Genomic DNA, 25448 nt, shown 5'->3' with positions numbered 1-25448 from the left:
ATATCTTGGCATGAATAGTAGGAGTTAAAATAGAATTTAAAACATGATAAAACTAGAAAGTATTTTTAAATGGTATAATGTAGGAGGCGCACGATCCTTCATTTTGAAAGATATCAATCTTGAAATCCAGCAGGGCGATTTCGTATCCATTATGGGCCCCTCGGGTTCCGGGAAATCTACCTTACTGAATGTGATCGGTCTGCTTGATGAGCCTAACGAAGGCAAATACTATTTCTTGGACGAAGATGTATTGACCATGAAGCCGAAAAAGCGCACTGCACTATTCCAATCGCACATGGGCTACGTATTCCAGTCCTATCACTTAATTGATGAATTGACCGTCTATGAAAATATTGAAACACCGCTGATCTATAAAGATCTTTCGGGCAAAGAACGCAAAGCAATCGTAGGCGATATGCTCGATCGTTTCGGCATTGTAGGCAAAAAAGACCTTTTCCCGGCTCAATTGTCAGGGGGTCAGCAGCAAATTGTAGGGATTGCTAGAGCCTTAGCTGCTTCGCCAAAATTATTACTTGCCGATGAACCTACAGGCAACCTGAATTCCAAACAAGGCGAAGAAATCATGCAGCTCTTTAAACAGCTTAATGATGATGGCGTGACCATCATACAAGTCACGCATTCCGAGAAAAATGCAGAGTATGGTAAACGAATCATCAATTTGTTGGATGGCCAGCTGAAGCTGGACTAGCAACAGAAAACACAAAACAAACAAATAGCCGTGCAATCATATAACCACGTACAGCGCTAAACAACGCTGCACGTGGTTATTAACAGTAGTAAACAGCACCATCTTCATCCTTCCAACCACCATCCACTTTTGAATCTGTCGCTTTTCTTTCCAATCCTCCGAAAAATTAGTAAATTCGTTTTGATGAAGGAACACGAATTAAAGGCATTGATATCTTTACTGGATGATCCGGATACGGACATCTATAGAGAACTGGAAGATAAGCTCATCACTTGCGGCCCCGAGGTTATCCCCGCATTGGAACAATCGTGGGAAGAGTCCTTTGATGTGTTGCTGCAAAGCCGGGTTGAACAAATAATCCATAAAATACAGTTTAACGAGGTACAAAATGATCTGCAGCTTTGGAAAATGAGCAATAAAGACGATCTGCTGGAAGGGCTTTTAATCGTCAACCGTTATCAATATCCAAACCTCGGAGAAGAGGAAGTCTATACAAAGCTTGCCGAGTTAAAGAGAAGCGTTTGGTATCATTTAATCTATGATATGAGCCCGCTTGAAAAAGTAAAACTGTTGAACAACATTATGTTTCGTGAATATGGGTTATCAGGCAACACCTCCGATTACCATGCACCGCAAAACTCATTCATCAACAAAGTCCTCGAAACAAAAAAAGGAAATCCAATTTCACTTGCCTGTATCTATAGTATTGTCGCGCAGCGGCTGGACATCCCCATTTATGGTGTTAATTTGCCGAAACATTTTGTGCTAGCTTACATGAATGAGGAGAATCCGGAGGAAGTTTTATTTTATATAAACGTTTTTAATCGTGGTCAGGTGATGCGAGAAGACGATATCCGCTCTTTCTTGAAACAGTTAAACTTGCCTGCTAGTGAAGACTACATAAAGCCTTGCGACAACGTTGCGATCATCAAACGCGTACTGCGCAATCTGGTCGCAGCTTACGATCATGTAGCAAACGTCGAGAAACGAGAAGAGATACAGCTGTTACTGGATCTCATGGAACACAACAAGTAACCGAATTATTGCAATTCACGCACATCCAACGTCAAGCCTACCGGTATTTGGTTGCCCGTTGATAAGGATTGATCGGGTGCTACATTACCACTGTCCCCGATTGAGAATCTTGATATTCTTCTAGCTACTCGATCTGCTACATAGATGTAAGTTCCCGTTTCACGAGGATCAATCAGCACCTCCACAGGTTGAAGCAATCCGGTGGCTGCACCCGAAATGATACGAGTAGGTCTGATCGTCGTGCCCGCCGTGCTATTTAGCATCTCGGCAACGTTTTCAAATACGAGAATACGACCGGATCCTGCTGAAAAATCAACCATTGCCAAGACATTTTTCACGGTGTCATAAGACAATCCACGTAGGTTTTGCGCCCCTTCAATGGGCAATACACGTGCATTCAAACTTAAATCGGCAACAGAATCAGTCGGCCTGACATCAATCGTGGTGATGTTATCAAAAATACAAAGTCCACCTTCAGCCCCCAGCTTAGAAACCAGCAATTTATTATCCGCATAAGCGGCGCCCCACATCTGATAGCCCAACGTTCGTAACCTCTTCACTGGAGCGGCAAATCCCGTCCTACTGCGCGGACTGTCGACGACATATACGCCTGCATTCGCACCACTACCATTCACAATAAATAGCCTATTGCTCAACGCGTGGTAGGTCAAGCCCCGCACCGTGTTGTACAACCTATTTCCCATTCTACCGACATTCCTTAGTGTCCCTGTATTACCGCCAACGTTCAGCGTATAAACGGATGTATCGTTTACACCGTTTAGATTTGCACTAGCCTGAAAAAGAGACGCTAAAGTGGAGTGATAAAAAATTGGGCCGCCACCCTGCGCGTCAGACACGTGCGCCTGCGAAAAACGAAATAGGCCGGATGAGTCAGCAGGATAAACCATGCGAATATTGCTATCTGGAGCCGTGGTAGACGAGCGAAACCCCTCAAACGATACGTACAGCCGCGAAAATCTACGCATCTGCAAATCAGGCTCGGCATCATTACGCTCACAAGAGTAAAATCCGATAACAGCCGTTAGAACAATAAATGTATATTGAAAAAGACGCTTTTTTAGCATACCGCAATGATGTTTAATGTTACAAACATATAAAAATAAATGCTAGCCAAGTCATTTAGGAACCATAAGGCACGTTAAGTTTTGTAAAATCTTTCGGTTTTCCGTAAAATTGCACCATTAATACATGGACATATGAGCAACAAGGAATTGGTACGTGAAAAATTGACTTTGCCTAACGAAGGTAAAAAGCTCTTATTGCACTCTTGCTGCGCACCTTGTGCCGGAGAAGTGATGGAAGCACTTATTGCTTCAGATATAGATTTCACCATCTACTTCTATAACCCCAATATACATCCGCGCAAGGAGTATGACTTGCGGAAGGAAGAAAATATTCGTTTTGCCGAGAAGCATGGCATTCCTTTTATTGACGCGGATTATGACGTTGACCACTGGTTTGATCTAGCCAAAGGCATGGAGCAGGAACCCGAACGCGGTATACGCTGCACGATGTGTTTCGATATGCGCTTTGAAAAGACAGCGGACTACGCCGCTGAACATGGATTTGATGTGATTTCCAGCTCCCTGGGCATATCGCGCTGGAAAAACATGGAACAGATCAACGATTGCGGACTTCGGGCGGTGTCTAGGCACCCGGGAATGGATTATTGGACATTCAACTGGCGTAAGAAGGGCGGATCGGCACGCATGCTTGAAATCAGCAAGAAAGAGAATTTCTACATGCAGGAATACTGCGGTTGTGCTTACTCGCTGCGAGACACCAACAAATGGCGAATGGCAAATGGACGCGAGAAAATCGAACTGGGGAAATATTATTATGGCGACGATCCACAATAATTTTGCAAAAAAGTTTCCTTTGTAACGAAATATTAATTAATTTTGCAGGCTCAAATGCAGATGGTGAAGTATCTAAAACAGTATAGAATTCCATTTTCAGGCCTGTCTGCCGGAAAGCACAAGTTTGACTTTGAGATAGATAATAAGTTCTTTGATTGTTACGAACACAGCATAGTTAAGAAGGGGCAATTAAAAGCCGATGTAGAATTGACCAAGCAGGAAAACATGCTGGTTGTCAACTTCCACATTTACGGCAAGATTCAGCTGAATTGCGATGTTTGTTTATCCGACTTTGAAGCGCCGCAAGATTTTGAAGAGCGTGCTCTGGTTAAATTCACCGAAGAAAGCTGGGAAAACAACACGGAAGAAGTAATCGTCCTGGCAAAAACAGACTACGAACTCGATATTGCAGCATTGCTTTATGAGTATATCAACGTTCGGGTTCCATATTACAGCAAATGCACCGAGCAGGGTGTAAATTTGAGCTGCGACCCGGAGATGTTGGCCAAGATCAGTGCTGATGTAACGGAACAAGACGAGGAAAATACAGAAGAAAAGATAGACCCACGTTGGGATATATTAAAGAATATTAAAAATAACTAAAACAGAAATACGAGATGGCACATCCAAAGCGTAAAACTTCCAAATCCAGAAGAGACAAGAGAAGAACACATTATAAGGCTGAAAGACCTACTTTAACAGTATGTAAAGAAACAGGAGCTGTACACACTCCGCATCGTGCATACACAGTTGATGGCAATTTGTACTACAACGGTAAGTTAATTATTGAAAACACAGCTGCTGTCTAACGACGTCATTCAAGAAATTAAACATCCCAAATAGGTGTAAAATTCCATTTTTATACTTTAATTTGGGATGTTTTTGCGTATTATTGATTTAAAATAATAACGGATGAAGATTGGTTTAGACGTTTTAGGAGGTGATTATGCCCCCGAATCTACGATAACTGGTGCAATCGAGGCCCAGAAAATATTGCAAGATGATCAACGTCTTGTGCTCTTCGGTGATGAAAACGATACCGTTGAGCGATTAAAGCAAGCTGGAGCAAATCCAGATAACTTTGATTTTATCCACGCTCCTGATGTGATAGGCATGCATGAGCATCCTACAAAAGCGATCAGCCAAAAACCAAATTCCAGTATCGCCAAAGGTTTTGAATTATTAAAAGATAGAAAAATCGATTCATTCTCATCTGCTGGTAACACAGGTGCCATGCTTGTAGGTTCTATGTTTAGTGTAAAAACCATCCCCGGCGTCCTAAGGCCAGCCATCGCGACAAATGTTCCTAAAATAAAAAGCGGTTATGGGATCTTGCTAGATGTTGGTGCTAATGCAGACTGTAAACCTGAAATGCTTAATCAGTTCGCTTTGTTGGGAAGTTTATACGCTCAACATGTATATGGCTTGGACAACCCAAAGGTAGGCCTACTGAACATTGGAGAAGAAGAGGAAAAAGGAAATAACTTAACAATATCAACCTACCCTTTACTGAAGGAAAATTCCAACATCAATTTTATTGGAAATGCGGAAGGCCGAGATCTGTTTACGGATTTGGCGGATGTATACGTATGTGATGGTTTTACGGGAAACGTGGTGCTGAAACTTGCGGAATCTTTTTACGTAGTAACCTTAAAAAAGGGAATGAAGGATGATTTTTTTGATAGATTCAACTATGAAAGATATGGTGGAAGCCCCATATTAGGTGTAAATGCTCCTGTCATCATTGGCCACGGAATCTCTACTCCTGAAGCTATCAAAAACATGGTTTTACTTTCAAGAGACATGATAGAGTCTAATTTCATAGACAAAATTAAGTCTGCTTTCAACTAATTTTATATGTCTAAAATACATGCTGCTATTACTGCAGTAAACGGATATGTGCCCGATTATATTTTGAGCAATAAAGAACTCGAGAAGATGGTCGACACAAACGACGAGTGGATTGTCTCTCGAACAGGAATTAAGGAAAGAAGAATCCTGAAAGGAGAAGGAAAGGCTACTTCTGATCTTGCGGTGCCTGCCGTAGAAGGACTATTGAAAAAACGTGGAATTACAGCAAATGATATCGAACTAATCATTTTCTGCACCAGCACGCCCGACATGCTGTTCCCAGCAACAGCGAATATCTTGGCGGAGAAAATCGGTGCCAAAAAAGCATGGGGGTATGATTTGCAGGCGGCTTGCTCTGGCTTTCTATTTGGGCTAACTACCGGCGCGCAATTCATTGAATCCGGGAAACACAAGAAAGTGCTCGTCGTGGGCGCTGATAAAATGTCTTCTGTAGTAAACTATGAAGATCGTAACACCTGTATCCTTTTTGGCGACGGCTGTGGTTGTGTTTTGCTAGAGCCCAATGATGAAGGAAACGGACTTATCGATGCTGTCCTCAAGACCGACGGCGCTGGCGGCCCCTTTTTAAACATAAAAGGGGGAGGCTCGCTCAATCCAGCCACCCACGAAACTGTGGAAGCTGGGTTACACTACGCCTATCAAGAAGGCCGTACGGTATTTAAATTCGCCGTGACAAACATGGCCGATGTAGCCGTCGAAGTTATGGAGAAAAATAACCTTACTTCAGCAGACATCAGTTACCTCGTGCCTCATCAAGCAAATAAGCGCATTATTGACGCTACTGCTGAACGGGCAGGATTGCCCGAAGAAAAAGTGATGGTAAATATTCACAAGTATGGTAACACCACAAGTGGCACTATACCGCTGTGCCTTTGGGAATGGGAAGATAAATTGAAAAAAGGAGACAATTTAATTCTCGCTGCTTTCGGAGGTGGTTTCACTTGGGGGTCGATATACCTGAAGTGGGCCTACACGAAATCATAATATTTATTTAACTTTAAAAATTAATAGAAGAGAAATTTATACATAAAACCTACTAGAGATATGAGTATGGATATTAAACAGATTCAAGATCTGATCAAATTCGTTTCAAAATCAGGCGTGAATGAAGTCGCTATTGAAGAGAAAGACTTTAAAATTACGATAAAGACTAATCAGGAGCCAACCTATGTCACGGCTACTGTTCCAAATCCGGTAGCTGTACCGGTACAAGCTGCCGCAGCTGTCGCGCAGCCAGTTTCGGCGGTATCAACGCCAGCCACACCGGCTGCTGCTCCTCAAGAAGCGTCAAACTTAATCACGATCAAATCGCCAATGATTGGTACATTCTATCGCGCTGCCGGACCAGAAAAACCTTTGTTTGCAAATGTTGGTGACGAAATCGCTCCAGGCAAAGTTTTATGTATCGTGGAAGCAATGAAACTTTTCAACGAAATCGAGTCTGAAGTTTCAGGTAAAATCGTGAAAATCCTAGTAAATGATGCGCAGCCTGTAGAATTCGACCAACCTCTTTTCTTGGTTGATCCTAGTTAATTGTGTTTCCATTCCGGGGACATAATTCATCGCGAATATTCGCATACAGTTACAACGTTATTTATCTATGTTTAAAAAAATATTAATAGCAAATAGAGGAGAGATTGCTCTTCGTATCATTCGTACGTGTCGCGAAATGGGTATTAAGAGCGTCGCCGTTTATTCTACGGCTGACCGCGACAGCTTACACGTGCGCTTTGCGGACGAAGCCGTTTGTATTGGACCTCCTGCCAGTAAAGATTCGTATCTAAACATCCACAATATTATCTCGGCTGCTGAGCTAACCAATGCGGATGCTATACACCCCGGATATGGATTCTTATCGGAGAATGCTAAATTCTCTGCCATCTGTACAGAATACGGCATTAAATTCATTGGTGCAACGGCTGAACAGATCGAGAAAATGGGTGACAAGGCCTCGGCCAAAAGTACGATGCAGCAAGCAGGCGTACCGACGGTGCCAGGCTCCGCAGGATTAATACCTGATGTAAAAACAGGCATCAAGCTTGCCGGAGAAATTGGATATCCCGTTATTATAAAAGCAACAGCGGGCGGCGGTGGCCGCGGTATGCGTATTATCTGGAAAGACGAAGAGTTTGAACCAAACTGGGATTCTGCACGTCAGGAAGCAGCGGCTGCCTTCGGAAATGATGGGATCTACTTAGAGAAATTCGTTGAAGAGCCACGCCACATCGAAATCCAGGTTATCGGCGATCAATACGGCAAAGTATGTCACCTATCTGAACGGGACTGTTCCATTCAGCGTCGTCATCAAAAATTGGTAGAGGAGGCTCCCTCCCCTTTCATCACGCCTGAACTTCGCGAAAAAATGGGCGAGGCCGCTATCAAAGGGGCACAGGCAGTGAATTACGAAGGTGCCGGAACCATTGAGTTTTTAGTGGATAAACACCGCAACTTCTATTTCATGGAGATGAACACCCGGATTCAGGTAGAGCACCCGGTGACCGAAGAAGTAATAAACTTCGATTTAATAAAAGAACAGATCAAAGTCGCTGCAGGTATCCCTATCTCGGGTAAAAGTTATGAGCCTACCATGCACGCTATAGAATGTCGTATCAACGCGGAAGATCCATTTAACAACTTCCGTCCCTCACCTGGAAAGATTACTAATTTCCACTCACCAGGTGGCCATGGTGTTCGCGTCGACACACACGTGTATGCAGGATATACCATCCCGCCAAACTATGACTCTATGATCGCAAAGTTAATCACGGTTGCGCAAACACGAGAGGAAGCCATCAACACGATGGAAAGAGCGTTAAGCGAATTTGTTATCGAAGGTATCAAAACAACCATCCCGCTACACCTCCGCCTAATGCGTGATCCCAATTTCAGAGCAGGTAACTTTACGACCAAATTCATGGAGACTTTTGATTTAACGGAGTACCCAGAAGACGAAATTGAATAATATTTTGTTTACATAAGTATATCATACCATTCTTATCAATAAGAATGGTATTTTTGTTTCTATTGGAATTAAAATTTTACGATGTCGAAATCAAACGATCTAATCAAAGCAATAAAAGATAAGGGAAAAACGCTGGAGGCAGAAATGTCCTTTTTTGACCATCTGGAAGTATTGCGCTGGCATATTATCCGTTCAGTAATCGCTATAGCGGTCTTTGCTATCTTGTCTTTCACTTTCTACGATTTCGTCTTCAACGATATCATTATGGGGCCAAAAAACTTAGATTTTTGGACATACCGCATGATGTGTAAAGTAGGCGATCTACTAAGTCTAGACGGTTTCTGCGTGCAAAAGATACCGTTCAATATTATCAACACGGAGCTAGCAGGGCAGTTTATGCTCCAGATCAACTCCTGTTTGTTAATGGCATTGGCATTGGGATTTCCTTATTTACTTTTCGAAGTTTGGCTTTTTGTTAAGCCAGCGTTGACTGATGTGGAACGCAAGTCGGCACAAGGTTTTGTCGTCTATGCCACGATCTTGTTTATTCTCGGTGCTTTATTCGGTTACTACATCGTTGTTCCCTTATCTGTAAACTTCTTGGCGAACGTCTCCCTGAGTGAAGAGATAACGAACCAAATTACGATAGACTCCTATCTATCTACAATTGCAACGTTGACCTTAGGTTGTGGTGTGGTCTTTCTCCTGCCGATCCTCGTGTTCATCCTTTCGAAAATTGGCATCATGACGCCTGAATTTATGCGTGCCAGCAGACGTTATGCAACGGTTATTATCTTGATCATTGCAGCCATCATTACACCAACGGCAGATGTCATCACCTTATTGACGGTGAGTGCGCCGATGTTCTTACTGTATGAATTGAGTATTATGGTATCTGCAGACGTTAAAAAGAAAAAGCAACAAGCTGAAAAGAAATTTTACAACCAAAAATAGTATATCATGTCAAAAAAAATTGCAATAGGCAGCGATCACGCGGGGTTTGAATATAAAACTGCACTTATAGACTTTTTGAAAGAAGGGGGTTACGATGTGGAAGATTTTGGCCCTACGACAGCAGACTCTGTTGATTATCCTGATTTTGCACATCCAGTAGCTTCCACAGTAGAAGAAGGTAAAGCAGAGCTTGGCATTCTAATTTGCGGCAGCGCAAACGGCGTAGCGATAACAGCGAACAAGCATCAAGAAATTCGCGCTGCCATTGCTTGGCAAAATGAAATCGCTGCATTAGCCCGTCAGCATAACAATGCAAATGTGATTTGCATTCCCGCTCGCTTTATCGACATCGAACTAGCGAAAAAGATTGTAGACACCTTTGTCACGACAGAATTTGAGGGTGGAAGACATGCTACCCGCGTAAATAAAATCGCCTGCAGCTAACCGTATATTACTATGCTAAAAAACTGGATTAAAGTTTTCATTCTCTTACAAGCGCTACATAGCTGTGCTGTGGCACAGGACCCAGTACAACGTAAGTACGCCGATCTACTGACGGAAGAATCAGCAAAACAACACCTCACTTTACTAACTTCACCGGCATTTGAAGGACGTGGAACCGGCCAAAAAGGAGGCGAAAAAGCCGCACAATACCTAGCGGAACAGTTTAAATCTTTTGGCCTGAAAGCTCCTGTTAACGGAAGTTATTTTCAACCCTTGAAGCTAGTTCGCTCGTCGTACCTGGTGAAAACATTCACCTTGGATGGAAAGAGTTACCAAAATGGGAAAGATTTCTACGTCCAAGGAGATAACCCGCTAACTGATTTTAGCGCTTCCGAAGTCGTCTGTGTAGCTTTTGGTATTCAGGATGCAAAGCATGATGACTTGAAAGGTATCGACGTGCGTGACAAGGTCGTTCTTGTGATCAACGAGGATGAGCCAACCGATGCAAATGGAAACTCGGTATTAACTGGAACAACTAAAAAATCCGAATGGTCAACAAGTCGGCTGAAACGCCTTCAGGAACTCGCTAAACATAATCCAAAAATGATTTTGGCTTACAGTAGCGCGGTACCGCAAATGATTGAGCGCTTTGGCAACCGAATAACGGCGGGACGCTTCGCGCTTGACAGCAACAAGGACGCTGTTCCGGAAAAGAACGCAGCGCAAATGGCACCCGTTGTTAACATCAGCCCGGAAATTGCCAACAGCATACTGGCTAAAAAGCAAACTAACGTTGAAGCGCTTAAAAAGAAACCTAGCAGCTTTCGTGTACCGACCAAACTGCTGGCCAACATGGGAGTCTCCAAACAAAATTTTTCCGACCCTAATGTACTGGGACTATTGGAAGGTACCGATCTAAAAAATGAGATTGTTGTCATCTCCGGTCACTATGACCATGACGGCATTCTACCTGATGGGACAATCTATCCGGGAGCGGATGATAATGGATCGGGCACGGTGGGCGTTTTGGAATTGGCTAAAGTGTTTTCCCAAGCGAAGAAAGATGGAAAGGGACCACGCCGAAGTATCCTCTTCATTGGCTTTGCCGCGGAGGAAAAAGGCCTTTTAGGTTCACAATTTTATTCAGAAAACCCTATCTTCCCGCTGTCGAATACCGTTACATGTCTGAACATGGACATGATCGGGCGCATAGACGACAAGCATCTCAACGGAGATCACAATTACATCCACGTAATTGGTTCGGATAAATTAAGCTCTGAACTCTATCAAATCAACAAAAAATCCAACGACCTGTATACGAAGATGGAGATCGACTACATGTATGACGATCCTAAAGATCCGATGCGCATATACTACCGATCCGATCAATACAACTTTGCAAAACACGGTATTCCTGTCACGTTTTATTTCTCCGGATTGCATCCTCATTACCACACGCCGGATGATACAGTAGATAAAATCGACTTTCCGATGATGGTAAAGCGGGAAAAGCTAGTATTTCACACGGCTTGGGAAGTGGCCAATCGCGAGGATCGTCTTGCTGTAGATAGCAACAAAGAATAAGTACAGTCTATTGATAAGGTTGTTGATCAACCGCTACGCATACGTCATACAAAGATCCCATCTCAGAAAGGTGGGATCTTTTTTTATAACCGGCGGAACCCTTTTTTGCTTCGCTTCGCGAACAATCTATCTTTCAGATTGTTTTTAAGGTATACAAAAAGATCAGTATGGCATTCGTAGATTATTACCAAGTATTGGGGTTGGAAAAAGGAGCTTCTGCCGATGATATCAAAAAGGCGTATCGAAAACTTGCTCGAAAATATCATCCCGATATGAACCCTGACGATGATGCTGCCAAGCAAAAGTTTCAAGAAATAAACGAAGCTAATGAGGTGTTGACCGATCCGGATAAGCGCAAAAAGTATGATCAATATGGTGAAAACTGGAAACACAGCGAGGCATATGAACAAGCGCGACGGCAAGACAATCAACAGCGCGGAGGCAACCCATTTGAAGGATATGACTTCGGCGGGTATAACGGCAACTATGATGCTGGCGAATTCTCCGACTTCTTTGAACAGATGTTTGGAAGCAGATCGGGTGGCGGAAGGCAAACAAAATATCGAGGCAATGATTTCACTTCCACACTGGAACTAACCTTACAACAAGCGTACACGACGCAGCAACAAACCTTTACGATCAACGGTAAAAACATCCGGATCACCATTCCGGCCGGTGTAGAAAACGGTCAGAAAATTCGACTCAAAGGTCAAGGCGGTGAGGGTGTACATGGCGGCCCCAACGGCGATCTCTTTATACAGTTTGATATTAAACCTGATCCCGCCATACAACGAAAAGGCAACGATCTGTATAAAACGCAAGGCGTGGATCTCTACACGATGGTGCTTGGTGGCGAAATGCTCGTTGATACTTTTTCCGGAAAAATAAAAGTAAAAGTGAAACCGGAAACCAAAAATGGGACAACTATCCGATTGAAAGGACGCGGGTTTCCGGTGTATAAGAAAGAAAATGAGTTTGGCGATCTATTGATCAGTTTGCAGGTAGACCTGCCGACAAATTTATCCGACGCTGAACTAGCGCTATTCAAACAACTTGCTGCATTAAAAAAATAAGGTTATGGAACGAACTTGGATAAAAATATACGATGTATGCACCTCGCACAAAATAGAAATGAAATTTATTCGCGATCTATCGTATAGCGGATTGATTGAAGTTGTTACAGAAGAAGATGTTGAATTTATAGACGAAGAACAGCTCTTATTACTGGAACAATTTGCGTCTTGGTATTATGAACTGGAATTGAATATGCAAGGCATTGAAGTGGCCAAACATTTGCTATCAAAAATTCAACAGTTGCAACGTGAGATTGCGGTGTTGAAAAGCGTGTAGTTCGCTATCGCTACACCTAGGAAGCATTATCTAGCGCTATTGAAAAGGCGCCGATCCGTTCTCAGCCACCATGCTATCCGCAATATGTAGCGTATCGACTTTTAGCAGCTCGTCTTGCCTACTGCGGTACTCAATAGCATAACTGTTCGGACACAACGATAAAGACAACGAGTCAGGATCCTTCTTCGTCAGGATTTTCGCATACGAAATGCCGCGATTGTTCTCATACAACGTATACATTTTTAAGTAGACTACTTTTTGCTTCTTCGTTAGTTGTTGCCTGATCTTAAACGTTAGTGCCACCTTCTCGCTATCCACACAATCGGAAACTTGCCAAAAATTACGAAAGGACTCCCTGCCTTGCAGTTCCTGCGCATTGATATCAGCAAGATAGTTTAACATCTTAAATCCATCGTCTGCATGCTTATCCTTGTCAACATAATACAGCATGCTCATCAATCGCTTGCCAGCATAGGGAATGATGACATGCCTAATGACCAAGAAATCATGTTCAAAATCCCTGTAGAAATAGTGGCTATTCTTTCCATCGAATCTCTTGTAGTTCGCATAATCGAACGTATTGCGCCGATGTTTCAATACAGCCAAGTGATAATTTAGTCGGCTTTTCGGCTTGGCTGTAAAGAGGATACGGGTTCGGGAACCGTGCAATCCTACAAGGTCGAAAATTTCTCGATCTTTTGGATATAGGCTGTCCATTCTTACGCCGGTATTACCATTGTAAGCAAGATAATCCATGTAAAGCCAAACATTGACTTGCTGATGCAAGTTGAAATATTCATCCACACCATCGATAAAATGGCCTTTCTTCGCAAAGCGATAATTATTGCAAGACGCCATACTGATAACTAGAAAAAAGAGGATCAGAAATTTCATAGATAGAGTTGCTGCAAATTACGCCCTTGCAAAGAAACACCTTACACGGGAAAAATCATTTAATTACAATAGCTTACGCCATCTAGTATATACTTAACGCGATTCTAAATCGCTTTTTTTTTGCAAATTTAAGGCAATAGGCAGCGTATAAGCCACCTTAACTTTTCTTCCGTTTTGAATACCCGGACGCCAGTTCGGTGCTTCCCGTAATACGTCCAGAACAGCTTCTCCGGTTCCATGTCCCAAATCTTTAATAATCTTAAAACTACTGAGCGCACCATCGTTTTCTACGACGAAAGATACCACGATCTGTCCTTTTATAGCCGCATCGATAGCCTCTTGTGGGTACTGAAAATTATCACCTACCCATTTTCGGAAGGCCGCCAGTCCTCCCACCGGTTCTGGATTTACCTCTACCGCGGTAAATAGCTTATTGTCTTCGTCTTTCCTATCAGCACGAGCCCGAATGCTATCGCGTTGTTCTTCCGTATAAGTGGCTGTACTTTCCAGGAGAACCGCTTTTGATGTAACATTATTCTGGTCATCTTTCCGAAAAGAGGTATGAACGCTCGTCCAAGCTCGTACAACTTGCCCATCATGTTGAGCTGCTGTCCACTTACTCTTGGCCAATTGCTGCGTAGGCAATTCTACTGTACCTTCACCCTCTTTCGTCGTTGCGAAAGCTTGGCTTATCCGCCCGTCTTTCTCTATCAACAGGCGGAATGCTACGACCTTCTTTTCCGAGCCTTCCTTTATGGCAGCCGCGTTTGCCCATGCATCGAGCAAGACTTTGATTGATCCCGCATCAACAGGTTTCGGCTTCACTTGTGGCCGCGTGTAAACAGAGTCTTCCTGCATGTGCTGCCGCCCTGCCACATTCGTCAATTCTGCTCGCAGGTTAGCATCTTGATACACTGGATCAAAACTAGTCTCTTTTAAACTACGTAGTGTTGTACTTTCAACCTTATCTTCGATATCCCGAACGATGTTTTTGGCGTGTGTACTATTGAATACCAGCGTGGACAAGGTGGTCAGCCCCAAAATAGGCATAATGGAAAAGTACAGTAGTTTGTACCTTTTATGCGATCGATCTTTAAATAACATCGCAATTCTATTTTTTAAAAATGATTGTTTGGAAAATTCATGCAGAAAATGGCTGTGTTCAACCTGCATAGCTTGTGCAACAAGCAGTTCCGCATAAGCCACCCGATCTACAGAGCATTGCGCATCGGCAATACATTCATGCTGAAACTTCAGCTCTTTAAGATAATGGTGCAGTATCGGGTTAAACCAATTGAAAACACGAACGAACTCCAGAAATAGAATATCATAGGTGTGGCCCTGCCGAACGTGGGTTTGTTCGTGCTGCGCGATAATGTAGTTGTTTCTCACGTTTTCTCCCAATACGATCTTCTTAAAAAATGCAAAGCTGAACGAATTGCTTCCGTTACGAAGAATAGCAAACACGCGTATACAACGAAAACAGAGCCAGGCCATTGCAAAAAAGCATCCTGACCAATATATTCGTTGCAGTAAACCGTAGATAAAGATGCTTCCGTGCTGCGACGCGCCAATCTGCAATTCATCCTCCAACAACAGATCTAAATCAATGGTAGGAAGGTTATCTTGCACAATCGCCGTACGGGGAATTTCAATAAACAAACCAATTGGAATCAGAAGCGATACCACAACAGCTCCCAACAGATACATTCTATTGAGCTGAAAAAACGTTAATTTTTTAAGGGAAGTGCTGTATAGTGCGTAACACAATAGCAGTGTCAAATTCGCTAATATCAAATAAATCATAATACAAATGTTTATGAAGGTGGTTAAGCTTTATCTGTTTTTATTGATGATCTGCATAATCTCCTCCAATTCCTTAACATCCATCTTTTTTTCCTCCAAAAAGAAAGACAGCATGCTTTTGGCGGAATTATCGAAATAATTGTGCAGCAGCTTGCCGGTAACTAATCGCTTGTATTCCTCTTTGCTGATGGTGGGTAAATAGCGATGGCTTTTGCCAAAAGACTCATGCTTGACGAAACCCTTCGTTTCGAGAATGCGTATAATGGTCGACACGGTATTGTATGCCGGTTTCGGATCGGGCAGTTGCGCAATCACATCTTTCACAAATCCCCCACCTATATCCCACAACTCCTGCATGATTTGCTCTTCCGCTTTTGTAAGTTCTTTTAAGTCGTCCATAACTGTAGCTTAACAGACAATATCGTCTGCAATAAAGTATAAAACAAACATAAAACTAAAAATTTAGTTTTACAACTAAGGATTTAGTTTAATGGAATAACAAAATATAATCTACTGAATACCAATATTATAAAATTAATCAAGATCAATCTTTCCCCGTAGCGATTTTTTTTGCGCATTTTTTTTCTTGCGATCCAACCGATCTAATACCTTCGATTTGGGAATACGGGTCGGGACACGCTTCTTCTCACCTGCTAAAGCCGTTTGAATCAATGCTAGAAATCGATCAACAACAATTGCTTTATTTTTCAATTGGCTTCGTGTATCGGATGCATCGAGTTGTAAGTAGCCATCTTTACTCAGTCGGTTCGCAAGCTTATGTTTAAGACGTTCGAGTTGACCTTCCGTGATCACTTTGGATAAAAAGGGATTCCAATACAACGATACTTTAGACTCCACTTTATTGACATGCTGCCCGCCGGCACCACCGGAACGGGAGGTACTGAAAACAACTTCCTTTATTAACAATGTACGATCTATGGACATAAAAAAAAGTATTAAATGAGCCACTAAATTATTGCAAAACAATTATAAAACCATCCTTATATTTACGCGGTTAATTAACTGCAGATGCAGGATACAATATGGACGCCGCTAGGACCACATTCGTTTCGCATTCGCGACTGTTGCCTGATAAAAATATTACATAATCCGCGTGATTAAAAACAAACTATTCGTATGAAAATCGGTATCGTATGCTATCCTACCTTTGGAGGAAGCGGTGTCGTAGCCACGGAGCTCGGAAAAGCACTAGCCTCCAATGGTCACGAAATACATTTTATAACCTACTCTCAACCTGCCCGTCTAGATTTTTTCTCGGAAAACCTATACTACCATGAGGTATCCATGGCACAATATCCGCTATTTGATTTCTCTCCCTACGAGTCGGCTTTGGCCAGCAAACTTGTCGATGTTGTAAAGTTTGAAAAGCTAGATCTGCTCCATGTACACTACGCTATTCCACATGCTTCGGTAGCCTACTTAGCAAAACAAATTTTAGCTACCTATGGCATAGATATACCCGTAGTAACCACCCTGCACGGAACAGACATCACACTCGTTGGCAAAGACAGGAGCTTCAGCCCAGTTGTTACCTTTTCGATAAACCAGTCAGATGGTGTGACTACTGTTTCCGAAAATCTGAAAGAGCAGACTTTAGAATATTTTAACATCGAGCGCGATATCCGTGTGATTCCTAATTTCATCGATTTTTCTCGTTTCCACAACAAGAGCAAGGAGCATTTCAAGCGTGCTATTGCGCCGGGGAATGAGCGGGTTATCACCCATACATCCAACTTTCGAAAAGTGAAGAACACGCAAGACGTGGTACGCATATTCAAGAAAGTGAATGAAGTTATCCCAAGTAAATTGCTGATGGTCGGTGACGGGCCAGAGCGACATAACACAGAAGACCTGGCGCGGGAATTGGGCGTTAGTCAGGATGTACGGTTTTTAGGAAAGCAAGATGCGATTGAAGAAATACTATCCGTTTCGGATTTATTTTTAATGCCTTCCTCTTCAGAGAGCTTCGGATTGGCCGCTTTAGAGGCTATGGCTTGCCATGTACCGGTGATATCGTCCAATACAGGCGGCCTACCTGAGCTGAATGTGCAGGGTAAGAGCGGTTATTTAAGTGATATCGGTGACGTGGACGACATGGCTAGACATGCCATCCATATTTTAGAAGATTGTGAACGGCTTCAAACCTTTAAAAACGCGGCCTTTGCGCGCGCTCAGGAATTTGACCTGTCTAAAATACTTCCATTGTATGAAAAATACTACGAAGAAGTAATATCGCGCTCGAAAAAAGGCTAAGTTAATCCGCTATGCCAAAAAAAAGTTTTATCTTTGGCTTTTGGGAATGCTCCAAAAAAACAATCATGAAATATAAACGTATCTTACTTAAACTTAGTGGCGAAGCCTTAATGGGCGAACAAAGTTACGGCATCGACATCAACCGTGTGATGCAATACGCAAACGACATCAAAGAAATACATGCGCAAGGTCTGGAAATTGCAATCGTCATTGGCGGCGGCAATATCTATCGTGGCTTAAGTGCCGAGAAGGCAGGCATGGATCGGGTGCAAGCGGATTACATGGGAATGCTGGCGACCGTAATCAATAGTATGGCTCTTCAAGATGCGTTGGAAAAAGTTGGCTTAAAAACACGGTTATTAACGGCCATCAAAATGGAGCAGATTTGCGAACCATTCATTCGCCGACGCGCTGTGCGCCACTTGGAAAAAGGAAGAATCGTAATTTTCGGCGCTGGAACAGGAAACCCCTATTTCACGACCGATACAGCGGCCTCTTTACGCGCCATTGAAATCAATGCGGACGCCGTACTCAAAGGAACCCGCGTGGATGGCATCTATACAGCCGATCCGGAAAAAGACCCGACAGCGAAACGTTACGATACCATTTCATTTCAAGAGGTTTATGCAAAAGGTCTAAATGTAATGGATATGACCGCATTTACCCTTTGTCAAGAGAACAACCTACCTATTATAGTTTTTGATATGAACAAAGCTGGTAACTTAAGGAAACTGGCGGAAGGTGCAAATATTGGCACTATTGTCAGTTAAAAAAATAGCAATAGAAACAAAAAAGATATGAACGAACTAATTTCCTTGGAACTAGATGACTGTAAGGAGAGCATGGGAAAAGCTGTGGCTCATACAGAATCTGAGTTAACTAAAATCAGAGCTGGAAAAGCTTCCCCATCCATGTTAGACGGTATATCCATCGATTATTATGGTAGCATGACTCCGCTTTCGCAAGTTAGCAACGTCAACACGACCGATGCGAGAACTATCGTGATTCAGCCGTGGGAAAAGAATATCATTTCTACTATCGAGAAAGCGATTATGGAATCGAACATCGGGTTAAATCCTCAAAATGATGGCTCTATCATCCGATTGGTGGTTCCAGTACTAACCGAAGAAAGACGTCGAGACCTGGTCAAAAAAGTAAAAGAGGAAGCAGAAAAAGGACGCATCGCCATCCGGAATATTCGTAAGGATGCCAACGAATCCATTAAAAAGCTTAAAAATGACGGCGCTTCTGAAGATGAGATTAAAACAGGCGAAGCAGAAGTTCAGAAATTAACAGATAGCTTCATCGTAAAAGTTGATCAGCTATCTGAATTAAAAGAAAAAGATATCATGACCGTATAAGGTAGTACAGACCTATACGACAAAAAAGGATTCTGCGTGTCAGAATCCTTTTTTTTGTTTTGGTTTTTTGCTTAACTTTCCTCTTCAATCATCAAAGCAAAAAAATGGAGAATAGTAGAAGAACATTCTTGAAACGGGCTGGGCTAGGCGTATCAGCAGCCTTATTAAGTCCTTATCTTTTCTCGTGCCAGGGAAGTAAATTAGGTGGCGGGCCATTCCACGATTTGGGTATTCAGCTGTATTCTCTTCGGGATCTGATAACCGAAGATCCTCTCAAGACTTTGGAAACCATTCGAAAGATCGGTTACACGCATGTGGAAACTTTTGGGGTTGATGCCGAAGCTTCGAAATTCTGGAACTTATCGGTGCCAGAATTAAAAAAGGTTTTGGATGATAATGGGCTCAAAACGCATAGCGGGCATTACGATATGTCTAAATACCTTAGCCGAACACAAAGTGCCAAGGAAAATATAGAAAAGTATATTGAAATAGCACATAGCTTAGGACAGAGCTATGTGGTGGCGCCTGTCACTCCAATGGATGATATAAACAATCTCTCCGTTGCAGACTACCAGTTTGCTGCCGAACAACTTAACAAAGCGGGAGAACTGGCGAAAACAGCCGGACTGAAAATAGGCTACCATAATCATTTTTGGGAGTTCCGCAGCCTTCCTAATGGCACGAAAGGGCTAGATATACTTATTGCGTTCACTGAGCCATCGCTTGTAGACTTCGAGTTAGATTTGTATTGGATCGAAAAAGCGGGATATAGTGCGCAGTCTTATTTTGAAAAGTATCCGGGACGTTTCTCCATGTGGCATCTAAAAGACATGGACAAGAAGTTTACGACACCTGTCGTAGGGGAAAAATATGACAAGACTGGTTTTATGGATATCATGAAGGAGATTCGATATGCCGAGGTAGGCACCGGAGCAATAGATTTTGTCAATATTGCTAGTTATGCAGACAAAGCCGGCTTGAAATATGCCTTCGTCGAACAGGATGATATCTATATGCCCAATAAATTTGAGAGCGTCAAGAAAAGCTTTGACTACGTGCAGAAATTTCTAACAAAATAAAGAGAGAGAGCCATTTGTGCTCTCTCTTTATTAGAATGATGTTGTTTCTACCTCTTTCGCGTTTGTCTCCACCGCTCGGCGCAGCTCCTCTTTATAAGCAAGCACGCGTTCCGCAACAGGCGCGGAGGATGTTGCCAGAATTTGCGCAGCCAGTATGCCAGCATTCTTCGCTGCGTTAAGCGCCACGGTTGCCACAGGAATGCCGTTCGGCATCTGCAAAATAGACAAAACAGAATCCCAACCATCAATAGAATTGCTCGACTTTACAGGAACGCCAATCACAGGAAGGTGCGTAATGGATGCGACCATGCCTGGAAGATGGGCAGCGCCGCCAGCACCGGCAACGATAACCTTCAAGCCCCGTGCAGCGGCAGATTTAGCATATTCAAACATCCGCTCTGGCGTGCGGTGTGCCGAAACGATGGAAACCTCAAACGGGATATTAAACTTTTTCAAGATATCTATTGCATCTTGCATAACCGGAAGATCTGACTTGCTTCCCATTATAATGCCGACTAGGGCGGTATTCTCTATACTCATGCGTACTACGCTTTAACTTTTAATGTTTCCTGCACCCATCGGGCATTCTTAACAGCGGTTTCCCGATCGTCATTGATGACACACACGTGCCCCATTTTACGGAAAGGCTTAGTATATTTTTTACCATAAAGGTGTACAAAAACGCCATCTACCGCTAAAACCTCTTCCACACCATCATACTTAGCCAGCCCTTCATATTTAGCTTCGCCTAACAGATTGATCATCACGGCTGTAGAACGCGCCGCGGTTGAGCCTAACGGCAAATTAAAAATAGCGCGAAGGTGCTGTGCAAATTGCGAGGTAATATTACCTTCGATCGTCTGGTGACCGCTGTTGTGCGGGCGAGGGGCTAGTTCGTTAACTAGTATCTGGCCTTCCTTGGTCAGAAACATTTCAACGGCCAAAAGTCCAACTATTTGCAGATCTCCAGCTATTTTCCGCGCGATATCTTCTGCCTGTGTTTGTATTTCAAAGGGTAAAATAGACGGCGAAATTAAAAACTCGACCAAGTTGGCTTCCGGATTAAATTCCATCTCTACCAAAGGAAAAGTAGAGACGTCCCCCCGGTCATTGCGGGCAACGATCACGGCTATTTCTTTCTCAAAATCAATCAGTTCCTCCACCAATGACGGCTGCGTAAATGCTTCTTCGATATCATGAACACTATTAATCCGCTTGACACCCTTACCATCGTAACCATCGCGCCGAAGCTTCTGGATGTAAGGTAAGGCGATGGCACTTTCGTAAAGATTATCTTTCGAAGAGATCAGTTGAAACGGTGCCGTGGGTATATCATTTTGTTTAAAGAACTGCTTTTGCATACCCTTATCTTGGATAAGGCGGATAACGCGGGACTGTGGGTATACCAACACCCCTTCATCTTCGAGCTTCTCCAACGCGTCTACATTGACCTTTTCGATCTCGATGGTTATCATGTCCAACTCCTTTCCGAAGTTATAAACGGTATCAAAATCACTTAATGAACCGCATTCAAAACGGTTGCATAATTTACGGCACGGCGCATTTTTGTCAGGATCCAGTACGTGGACATTCACATTGTAATTAATTGCCTCTTGAATGAGCATACGGCCAAGCTGTCCTCCACCGAGAATACCTAACTGCAACTCACCATAAAAATCTTTCGCCATAATAACTGAACTATATTATATATTTGTTGGAAAATATTGATCCTGTAAAATACTTTCCGTTTCTATTTTTTTCTGGAGCTCTAAAAAAGCGCCAATTAATGCTTCGGGCCGCGGCGGGCATCCTTGTACATATACATCAACGGGAATAATTTTGTCGACACCTTTCACGACATGGTAGCCATGCTGCCAATAAGGACCTCCGCAGTTCGAACAAGAACCCATAGAAATCACATACTTCGGTTCTGGCATTTGTTCGTACAGCTTCCTTATACGATCAGCCATTTTAAATGTAACAGTTCCCGCAATGATCATGACGTCAGACTGTCTTGGCGAAGGCCGCGGAAAAACGCCTAAGCGATCCAAGTCATACGTAGCCGCCATGGCGCCCATCATTTCAATAGCACAACACGCGATACCAAAACTTACGGGCCACATCGATGATAATCGTGCCCAATTGAGCAAATCATCAATTTTTGCGACAACCACTCCTCCACTTTGTATTTGACCTTGAGGCGCACTCATAGCGTATCTAATTTGATTTTTTAAACTTAGGTTTAAATCCCAATGAAGGCTTCACATGAACTTTGCCTACGTTGTCTTTACTTTCCTCTTCCATAACTACTGTATCTTGCGGTACGTATTGCCGTACATGGTAAACCTTCTCGTTTAGCATATCATACGCTTGGAGAGGAATACCTACACTGACCTTGGGCGTCTGGTGCTTCGGCTTGATCCAGGATATATCGCCTCTTTTCCAAACATATAGCAGACCGATCAGCAAAATACCCAGAAAAATCCCCATCTCCACCAGTGTAAACCAGCCCCAACGCGCATCGGCCATCGCAAGATCCCGGCTCCCAAACACTGTCGCCCACGGAAATACAAAAATCAATTCGACATCAAAAAGAAGGAAAACAAGCGCGATAACGTAAAAGCGAGAATTTATTTGAACCCACGAACTTCCAAGGGACTCTTCGCCGCATTCATAGGTACTTAGTTTTTCAGGGTTTGGGTGCTTAGGAGAGAGCGTTTTCGCCAAAAGAATAGTAGCGCATACCAACAGAATACCTACTAGGGCAATCAATAATATCTTTCCATATTCCGAAAGCTGCGCGGGATCATCCATGAAGCAAAATTAATAAATATTAACGGTAAAATTAGGTAAACATCTGCAAAAATAAAACCTTCGGCAAGGTTCCTCTTTCGTAGGAATGAAATAAGCGGTAAGAGCTGTCTTGCTTTTCCATTTTTACCCAATAACACAAAAGGAAAGCTGCGCTTTCCTTTTGTGTTATCGTGTCTCTGCCTTATTTTATTAAAACGGTTTCCCAGGCATCTGTGGCATATTGCGCATCATCTTTGCAGCCATACCTGGGTTAGACATCTGCTTCATTACTTTACGCATGTCAGCGAATTGCTTCATCAACTTATTCACCTCGTTGATATCCGTACCGGATCCCTTTGCAATGCGTAACCGTCTTTTCGTATCAATAGCATCTGGGTTTTCCCGCTCGAACGGCGTCATGGAGTCTATAATCGCCTCAATCGGTTTGAAAGCATTATCATCAATTTCGACATCTTTGATTGCTTTACCCACTCCGGGGATCATACCCATCAGATCTTTCATGTTACCCATTTTCTTGATCTGTTGGATCTGACTTTTAAAGTCATTGAAATCAAACTTATTTTTACGTATTTTCTTTTGCAGTTCGGCAGCTTGCTTTTCGTCAAATTGCTGTTGCGCGCGCTCCACAAGAGAAACCACGTCTCCCATACCAAGGATACGGGAAGCCATACGATCTGGATAAAAAACATCCAGTGCTTCCATCTTTTCGCCCGTACCAATGAACTTGATCGGTTTGTTGACGACAGATTTGATAGATAAGGCAGCTCCACCGCGCGTGTCACCGTCTAATTTGGTCAGTACCACACCCGTGAAATCCAAACGATCGTTAAAGGCTTTAGCCGTATTGACAGCATCTTGCCCTGTCATAGAATCCACCACGAAAAGTATCTCGTGCGGTTGCGTTGCATCTTTAACCGCGGAAATCTCATTCATCAACGCTTCGTCGATAGCCAAACGACCCGCAGTATCAATAATGACGACGTTTTGTCCGTTTCGCTTCGCTTCTTCTACACCCTCCCGCGCAATAGCAACAGGATCCGTTGACTCACGATTGACATACACAGGCACATTAACCTGTCCTCCTAGAACCTGGAGCTGATCAACGGCTGCTGGCCGATACACATCGCCGGCAACCAACAAAGGCTTCTTACCTTTCTTCTCCCGAAGGAAATTCGCTAATTTTCCGGAAAATGTCGTTTTACCCGCTCCATTTAATCCAGCAATCAAAATGATCGTAGGCGTTTTGGCAACTTCCAATTCGGTAACGGTGCCGCCCATGAGCGCGGTAAGCTCATCACTCATTATTTTGGTCAATAACTGACCGGGAGAAATGCTGGTCAACACATTCTCGCCAAGTGCTTTCTGCTTAACGTCATCGGTGAATGTTTTCGCTGTCTTATAATTCACATCGGCATCTAACAGTGCCTTGCGAATTTCCTTCATCGTCTCCGCGACGTTTATTTCAGTAATACTTCCTTGTCCCTTTAGTACTTTAAAGGCCCTATCCAGTTTATCCTGTAAATTCTGAAACATGTATTTATCGTCTTAAGTATGCTAAGTGCCAAAGTTACAAAATACTGGCGAAGCTACCATATATTTGTAGGCATAAAAAATGCGACGCTGTAGGCGCCGCATTTCTCCAATAAAATAGCTTATTCGGTATTAATCTCTTCTTCCGAAGAGGATATATGCGTAGTATAAAAGCGTCACGAGTGCTGACAGGGCTGCAACCACATACGTCATGGCCGCCCACTTCAAGGCATCTTTAGCGCCGTCATGCTCTTCGCGGGAATGCGTTACATTTGCTTTATCCAACCACGCTAATGCGCGATTTGATGCGTCAAATTCGACAGGCAGCGTGATAAATGAAAACAAGGTTGTCAAAAACAACGCCCCAACACCAATGGCTAAAACGTAAGGGTTTTGCATAAAAGCCATCAGCAATACACCAGCCATAAGTACCCATGATGTCAAGCGCGAAGCAATGCTCACGACAGGTACCATCGCCGATCGAAATTGCAGCCACGAGTATGCTGTAGCATGCTGCACGGCGTGACCGCATTCGTGCGAAGCAACTGCAGCAGCAGCGACACTGCGCCCATGGTATACCTCCGGACTTAGGTTCACCGTTTTATTGCCCGGGTTATAATGGTCAGATAGCTGCCCTTCATTTGCAACCAGTATTTGAACATCATAAATACCGTTGTCATGCAACATCTTCTGCGCTACCTCAGCGCCCGATAAACCGGATGATAATGGGAATTCCGAATATTTTTTAAATTTATTTTTAAATCTAGACTGCACAATCCAACTGATCAATGCTATACCAATAAATATAATCCAATACATATCTTATTTCTTTAGTTAATCCTTACCAACGCTATAGGTCTATCAAACAACAGTCCATAGACTCAAAATGACCTAAATATA

Annotated in this window: 28 protein-coding genes and 1 pseudogene; 18 read left to right on the top strand and 11 right to left on the bottom strand. The window is 43.1% G+C overall.

The genetic code is table 11. The features are described from left to right. Window positions 1-43 precede the first annotated feature (43 nt). Together B0I21_RS04265 and B0I21_RS04260 are read left to right on the top strand one after the other, a co-directional pair. On the top strand, window positions 44-709 hold the full coding sequence (locus tag B0I21_RS04265) for an ABC transporter ATP-binding protein (protein WP_133639230.1): 666 nt from the start codon (window positions 44-46) through the stop codon (window positions 707-709). 183 nt (window positions 710-892) lie between these two features. Next, a complete protein-coding gene (locus B0I21_RS04260) occupies window positions 893-1744 on the top strand; it encodes a transglutaminase-like domain-containing protein (protein WP_133639229.1) in 852 nt (283 codons plus the stop codon). Between the two features lie 5 nt (window positions 1745-1749). Here the strand turns inward: B0I21_RS04260 and B0I21_RS04255 are convergent, their stop codons facing one another. Next, window positions 1750-2829, bottom strand: coding sequence for a hypothetical protein (locus B0I21_RS04255; RefSeq protein ID WP_133639228.1), 1080 nt, complete (start codon window positions 2827-2829; stop codon window positions 1750-1752). A 132-nt stretch (window positions 2830-2961) separates the two neighbouring features. Between B0I21_RS04255 and B0I21_RS04250 the strand changes: the two genes are divergently transcribed. From B0I21_RS04250 to B0I21_RS04195, 12 genes are all read left to right on the top strand, one after another. Then, on the top strand, window positions 2962-3624 hold the full coding sequence (locus B0I21_RS04250) for an epoxyqueuosine reductase QueH (protein ID WP_133639227.1): 663 nt from the start codon (window positions 2962-2964) through the stop codon (window positions 3622-3624). A gap of 60 nt (window positions 3625-3684) precedes the next feature. Beyond that, the gene (locus B0I21_RS04245; protein ID WP_243835945.1) at window positions 3685-4227 is read left to right on the top strand and encodes a YceD family protein; all 543 of its coding nucleotides are present in this window, start codon (window positions 3685-3687) and stop codon (window positions 4225-4227) included. Window positions 4228-4241: 14 nt separating this feature from the next. Then, window positions 4242-4433, top strand: coding sequence for a 50S ribosomal protein L32 (gene rpmF / locus B0I21_RS04240; protein ID WP_071790457.1), 192 nt, complete (start codon window positions 4242-4244; stop codon window positions 4431-4433). 103 nt (window positions 4434-4536) lie between these two features. Further along, on the top strand, window positions 4537-5475 hold the full coding sequence (gene plsX / locus B0I21_RS04235; protein ID WP_133639226.1) for a phosphate acyltransferase PlsX: 939 nt from the start codon (window positions 4537-4539) through the stop codon (window positions 5473-5475). Between the two features lie 6 nt (window positions 5476-5481). Beyond that, the gene (locus B0I21_RS04230; RefSeq protein WP_133639225.1) at window positions 5482-6480 is read left to right on the top strand and encodes a beta-ketoacyl-ACP synthase III; all 999 of its coding nucleotides are present in this window, start codon (window positions 5482-5484) and stop codon (window positions 6478-6480) included. Between the two features lie 60 nt (window positions 6481-6540). Next, window positions 6541-7029 carry an acetyl-CoA carboxylase biotin carboxyl carrier protein gene (accB, locus tag B0I21_RS04225; protein ID WP_133639224.1) on the top strand — a complete coding sequence of 163 codons (489 nt, stop codon included), beginning with the start codon at window positions 6541-6543 and terminating at the stop codon, window positions 7027-7029. A gap of 67 nt (window positions 7030-7096) precedes the next feature. After that, window positions 7097-8458, top strand: a complete 1362-nt coding sequence (accC, locus tag B0I21_RS04220; protein WP_133639223.1) for an acetyl-CoA carboxylase biotin carboxylase subunit — start codon at window positions 7097-7099, stop codon at window positions 8456-8458. Between the two features lie 81 nt (window positions 8459-8539). Next, complete coding sequence (gene tatC, locus B0I21_RS04215; RefSeq protein ID WP_133639222.1) at window positions 8540-9412, top strand: twin-arginine translocase subunit TatC; 873 nt, start codon at window positions 8540-8542, stop codon at window positions 9410-9412. Window positions 9413-9418: 6 nt separating this feature from the next. After that, window positions 9419-9856 carry a ribose 5-phosphate isomerase B gene (gene rpiB / locus B0I21_RS04210; RefSeq protein ID WP_133639221.1) on the top strand — a complete coding sequence of 146 codons (438 nt, stop codon included), beginning with the start codon at window positions 9419-9421 and terminating at the stop codon, window positions 9854-9856. Between the two features lie 69 nt (window positions 9857-9925). Next, on the top strand, window positions 9926-11440 hold the full coding sequence (locus B0I21_RS04205) for a M28 family peptidase (protein WP_243835944.1): 1515 nt from the start codon (window positions 9926-9928) through the stop codon (window positions 11438-11440). A 167-nt stretch (window positions 11441-11607) separates the two neighbouring features. Further along, the gene (locus tag B0I21_RS04200) at window positions 11608-12513 is read left to right on the top strand and encodes a DnaJ C-terminal domain-containing protein (RefSeq protein ID WP_133639219.1); all 906 of its coding nucleotides are present in this window, start codon (window positions 11608-11610) and stop codon (window positions 12511-12513) included. Between the two features lie 4 nt (window positions 12514-12517). Then, window positions 12518-12790, top strand: a complete 273-nt coding sequence (locus B0I21_RS04195; RefSeq protein WP_133639218.1) for a chaperone modulator CbpM — start codon at window positions 12518-12520, stop codon at window positions 12788-12790. A gap of 36 nt (window positions 12791-12826) precedes the next feature. Here the strand turns inward: B0I21_RS04195 and B0I21_RS04190 are convergent, their stop codons facing one another. The 4 genes and pseudogenes from B0I21_RS04190 to arfB form a co-directional block, all read right to left on the bottom strand. Further along, window positions 12827-13684 carry a hypothetical protein gene (locus B0I21_RS04190; RefSeq protein ID WP_133639217.1) on the bottom strand — a complete coding sequence of 286 codons (858 nt, stop codon included), beginning with the start codon at window positions 13682-13684 and terminating at the stop codon, window positions 12827-12829. 93 nt (window positions 13685-13777) lie between these two features. Further along, entirely contained in the window at window positions 13778-15490 is a 1713-nt protein-coding gene (locus B0I21_RS04185) for an energy transducer TonB (protein WP_133639216.1), read from the bottom strand. Window positions 15491-15520: 30 nt separating this feature from the next. Continuing rightward, the gene (locus tag B0I21_RS04180; RefSeq protein WP_133639215.1) at window positions 15521-15889 is read right to left on the bottom strand and encodes a BlaI/MecI/CopY family transcriptional regulator; all 369 of its coding nucleotides are present in this window, start codon (window positions 15887-15889) and stop codon (window positions 15521-15523) included. Between the two features lie 135 nt (window positions 15890-16024). Further along, a pseudogene (arfB, locus tag B0I21_RS04175) lies at window positions 16025-16396 on the bottom strand (alternative ribosome rescue aminoacyl-tRNA hydrolase ArfB); the annotation flags it as partial. A gap of 231 nt (window positions 16397-16627) precedes the next feature. Between arfB and bshA the strand changes: the two are divergent. The 4 genes from bshA (at window position 16628) to B0I21_RS04155 (ending at window position 20204) form a co-directional block, all read left to right on the top strand. Continuing rightward, window positions 16628-17764 (top strand): N-acetyl-alpha-D-glucosaminyl L-malate synthase BshA, encoded by a 1137-nt coding sequence (gene bshA, locus B0I21_RS04170; RefSeq protein ID WP_133639213.1) that lies wholly within the window; start codon window positions 16628-16630, stop codon window positions 17762-17764. A gap of 65 nt (window positions 17765-17829) precedes the next feature. Further along, on the top strand, window positions 17830-18534 hold the full coding sequence (gene pyrH, locus B0I21_RS04165; protein WP_133639212.1) for a UMP kinase: 705 nt from the start codon (window positions 17830-17832) through the stop codon (window positions 18532-18534). A gap of 27 nt (window positions 18535-18561) precedes the next feature. Next, a complete protein-coding gene (gene frr, locus B0I21_RS04160) occupies window positions 18562-19125 on the top strand; it encodes a ribosome recycling factor (protein WP_133639211.1) in 564 nt (187 codons plus the stop codon). A 104-nt stretch (window positions 19126-19229) separates the two neighbouring features. Further along, complete coding sequence (locus tag B0I21_RS04155) at window positions 19230-20204, top strand: sugar phosphate isomerase/epimerase family protein (RefSeq protein ID WP_133639210.1); 975 nt, start codon at window positions 19230-19232, stop codon at window positions 20202-20204. Window positions 20205-20234: 30 nt separating this feature from the next. Here B0I21_RS04155 and purE read toward each other — a convergent pair whose 3' ends face one another. From purE to B0I21_RS04125, 6 genes are all read right to left on the bottom strand, one after another. Then, window positions 20235-20744: a 5-(carboxyamino)imidazole ribonucleotide mutase gene (gene purE, locus B0I21_RS04150; protein WP_133639209.1), complete on the bottom strand. Its 510-nt coding sequence runs from the start codon at window positions 20742-20744 to the stop codon at window positions 20235-20237. A 5-nt stretch (window positions 20745-20749) separates the two neighbouring features. Beyond that, complete coding sequence (locus B0I21_RS04145) at window positions 20750-21892, bottom strand: 5-(carboxyamino)imidazole ribonucleotide synthase (RefSeq protein WP_133639208.1); 1143 nt, start codon at window positions 21890-21892, stop codon at window positions 20750-20752. A 15-nt stretch (window positions 21893-21907) separates the two neighbouring features. Then, a complete protein-coding gene (locus B0I21_RS04140; RefSeq protein WP_133639207.1) occupies window positions 21908-22414 on the bottom strand; it encodes an NADH-quinone oxidoreductase subunit B in 507 nt (168 codons plus the stop codon). 7 nt (window positions 22415-22421) lie between these two features. After that, window positions 22422-23018, bottom strand: a complete 597-nt coding sequence (locus B0I21_RS04135) for an NADH-quinone oxidoreductase subunit A (protein ID WP_133639206.1) — start codon at window positions 23016-23018, stop codon at window positions 22422-22424. A gap of 189 nt (window positions 23019-23207) precedes the next feature. Further along, complete coding sequence (gene ffh, locus B0I21_RS04130; RefSeq protein ID WP_133639205.1) at window positions 23208-24551, bottom strand: signal recognition particle protein; 1344 nt, start codon at window positions 24549-24551, stop codon at window positions 23208-23210. 129 nt (window positions 24552-24680) lie between these two features. Then, a complete protein-coding gene (locus B0I21_RS04125; RefSeq protein ID WP_133639204.1) occupies window positions 24681-25367 on the bottom strand; it encodes a zinc metallopeptidase in 687 nt (228 codons plus the stop codon). Window positions 25368-25448: the final 81 nt, after the last annotated feature.

Source organism: Sphingobacterium paludis (genome assembly GCF_004364125.1).
GTDB lineage: Bacteria > Bacteroidota > Bacteroidia > Sphingobacteriales > Sphingobacteriaceae > Sphingobacterium > Sphingobacterium paludis.
Note: the sequence above shows the minus strand (reverse complement) of the source record. Positions and strands in the feature narration are given on the sequence as shown.

Bases quoted from the DNA above. Each gene is read 5' to 3' on its own strand.
- B0I21_RS04265 (WP_133639230.1), top strand. From the start codon at position 44: ATGATAAAACTAGAAAGTATTTTTAAATGGTATAATGTAGGAGGCGCA.
- B0I21_RS04260 (WP_133639229.1), top strand. From the start codon at position 893: ATGAAGGAACACGAATTAAAGGCATTGATATCTTTACTGGATGATCCG.
- B0I21_RS04255 (WP_133639228.1), bottom strand. From the start codon at position 2,829: ATGCTAAAAAAGCGTCTTTTTCAATATACATTTATTGTTCTAACGGCT.
- B0I21_RS04250 (WP_133639227.1), top strand. From the start codon at position 2,962: ATGAGCAACAAGGAATTGGTACGTGAAAAATTGACTTTGCCTAACGAA.
- B0I21_RS04245 (WP_243835945.1), top strand. From the start codon at position 3,685: ATGGTGAAGTATCTAAAACAGTATAGAATTCCATTTTCAGGCCTGTCT.
- rpmF (WP_071790457.1), top strand. From the start codon at position 4,242: ATGGCACATCCAAAGCGTAAAACTTCCAAATCCAGAAGAGACAAGAGA.
- plsX (WP_133639226.1), top strand. From the start codon at position 4,537: ATGAAGATTGGTTTAGACGTTTTAGGAGGTGATTATGCCCCCGAATCT.
- B0I21_RS04230 (WP_133639225.1), top strand. From the start codon at position 5,482: ATGTCTAAAATACATGCTGCTATTACTGCAGTAAACGGATATGTGCCC.
- accB (WP_133639224.1), top strand. From the start codon at position 6,541: ATGAGTATGGATATTAAACAGATTCAAGATCTGATCAAATTCGTTTCA.
- accC (WP_133639223.1), top strand. From the start codon at position 7,097: ATGTTTAAAAAAATATTAATAGCAAATAGAGGAGAGATTGCTCTTCGT.
- tatC (WP_133639222.1), top strand. From the start codon at position 8,540: ATGTCGAAATCAAACGATCTAATCAAAGCAATAAAAGATAAGGGAAAA.
- rpiB (WP_133639221.1), top strand. From the start codon at position 9,419: ATGTCAAAAAAAATTGCAATAGGCAGCGATCACGCGGGGTTTGAATAT.
- B0I21_RS04200 (WP_133639219.1), top strand. From the start codon at position 11,608: ATGGCATTCGTAGATTATTACCAAGTATTGGGGTTGGAAAAAGGAGCT.
- B0I21_RS04195 (WP_133639218.1), top strand. From the start codon at position 12,518: ATGGAACGAACTTGGATAAAAATATACGATGTATGCACCTCGCACAAA.
- B0I21_RS04190 (WP_133639217.1), bottom strand. From the start codon at position 13,684: ATGAAATTTCTGATCCTCTTTTTTCTAGTTATCAGTATGGCGTCTTGC.
- B0I21_RS04185 (WP_133639216.1), bottom strand. From the start codon at position 15,490: ATGATTTATTTGATATTAGCGAATTTGACACTGCTATTGTGTTACGCA.
- B0I21_RS04180 (WP_133639215.1), bottom strand. From the start codon at position 15,889: ATGGACGACTTAAAAGAACTTACAAAAGCGGAAGAGCAAATCATGCAG.
- bshA (WP_133639213.1), top strand. From the start codon at position 16,628: ATGAAAATCGGTATCGTATGCTATCCTACCTTTGGAGGAAGCGGTGTC.
- pyrH (WP_133639212.1), top strand. From the start codon at position 17,830: ATGAAATATAAACGTATCTTACTTAAACTTAGTGGCGAAGCCTTAATG.
- frr (WP_133639211.1), top strand. From the start codon at position 18,562: ATGAACGAACTAATTTCCTTGGAACTAGATGACTGTAAGGAGAGCATG.
- B0I21_RS04155 (WP_133639210.1), top strand. From the start codon at position 19,230: ATGGAGAATAGTAGAAGAACATTCTTGAAACGGGCTGGGCTAGGCGTA.
- purE (WP_133639209.1), bottom strand. From the start codon at position 20,744: ATGAGTATAGAGAATACCGCCCTAGTCGGCATTATAATGGGAAGCAAG.
- B0I21_RS04145 (WP_133639208.1), bottom strand. From the start codon at position 21,892: ATGGCGAAAGATTTTTATGGTGAGTTGCAGTTAGGTATTCTCGGTGGA.
- B0I21_RS04140 (WP_133639207.1), bottom strand. From the start codon at position 22,414: ATGAGTGCGCCTCAAGGTCAAATACAAAGTGGAGGAGTGGTTGTCGCA.
- B0I21_RS04135 (WP_133639206.1), bottom strand. From the start codon at position 23,018: ATGGATGATCCCGCGCAGCTTTCGGAATATGGAAAGATATTATTGATT.
- ffh (WP_133639205.1), bottom strand. From the start codon at position 24,551: ATGTTTCAGAATTTACAGGATAAACTGGATAGGGCCTTTAAAGTACTA.
- B0I21_RS04125 (WP_133639204.1), bottom strand. From the start codon at position 25,367: ATGTATTGGATTATATTTATTGGTATAGCATTGATCAGTTGGATTGTG.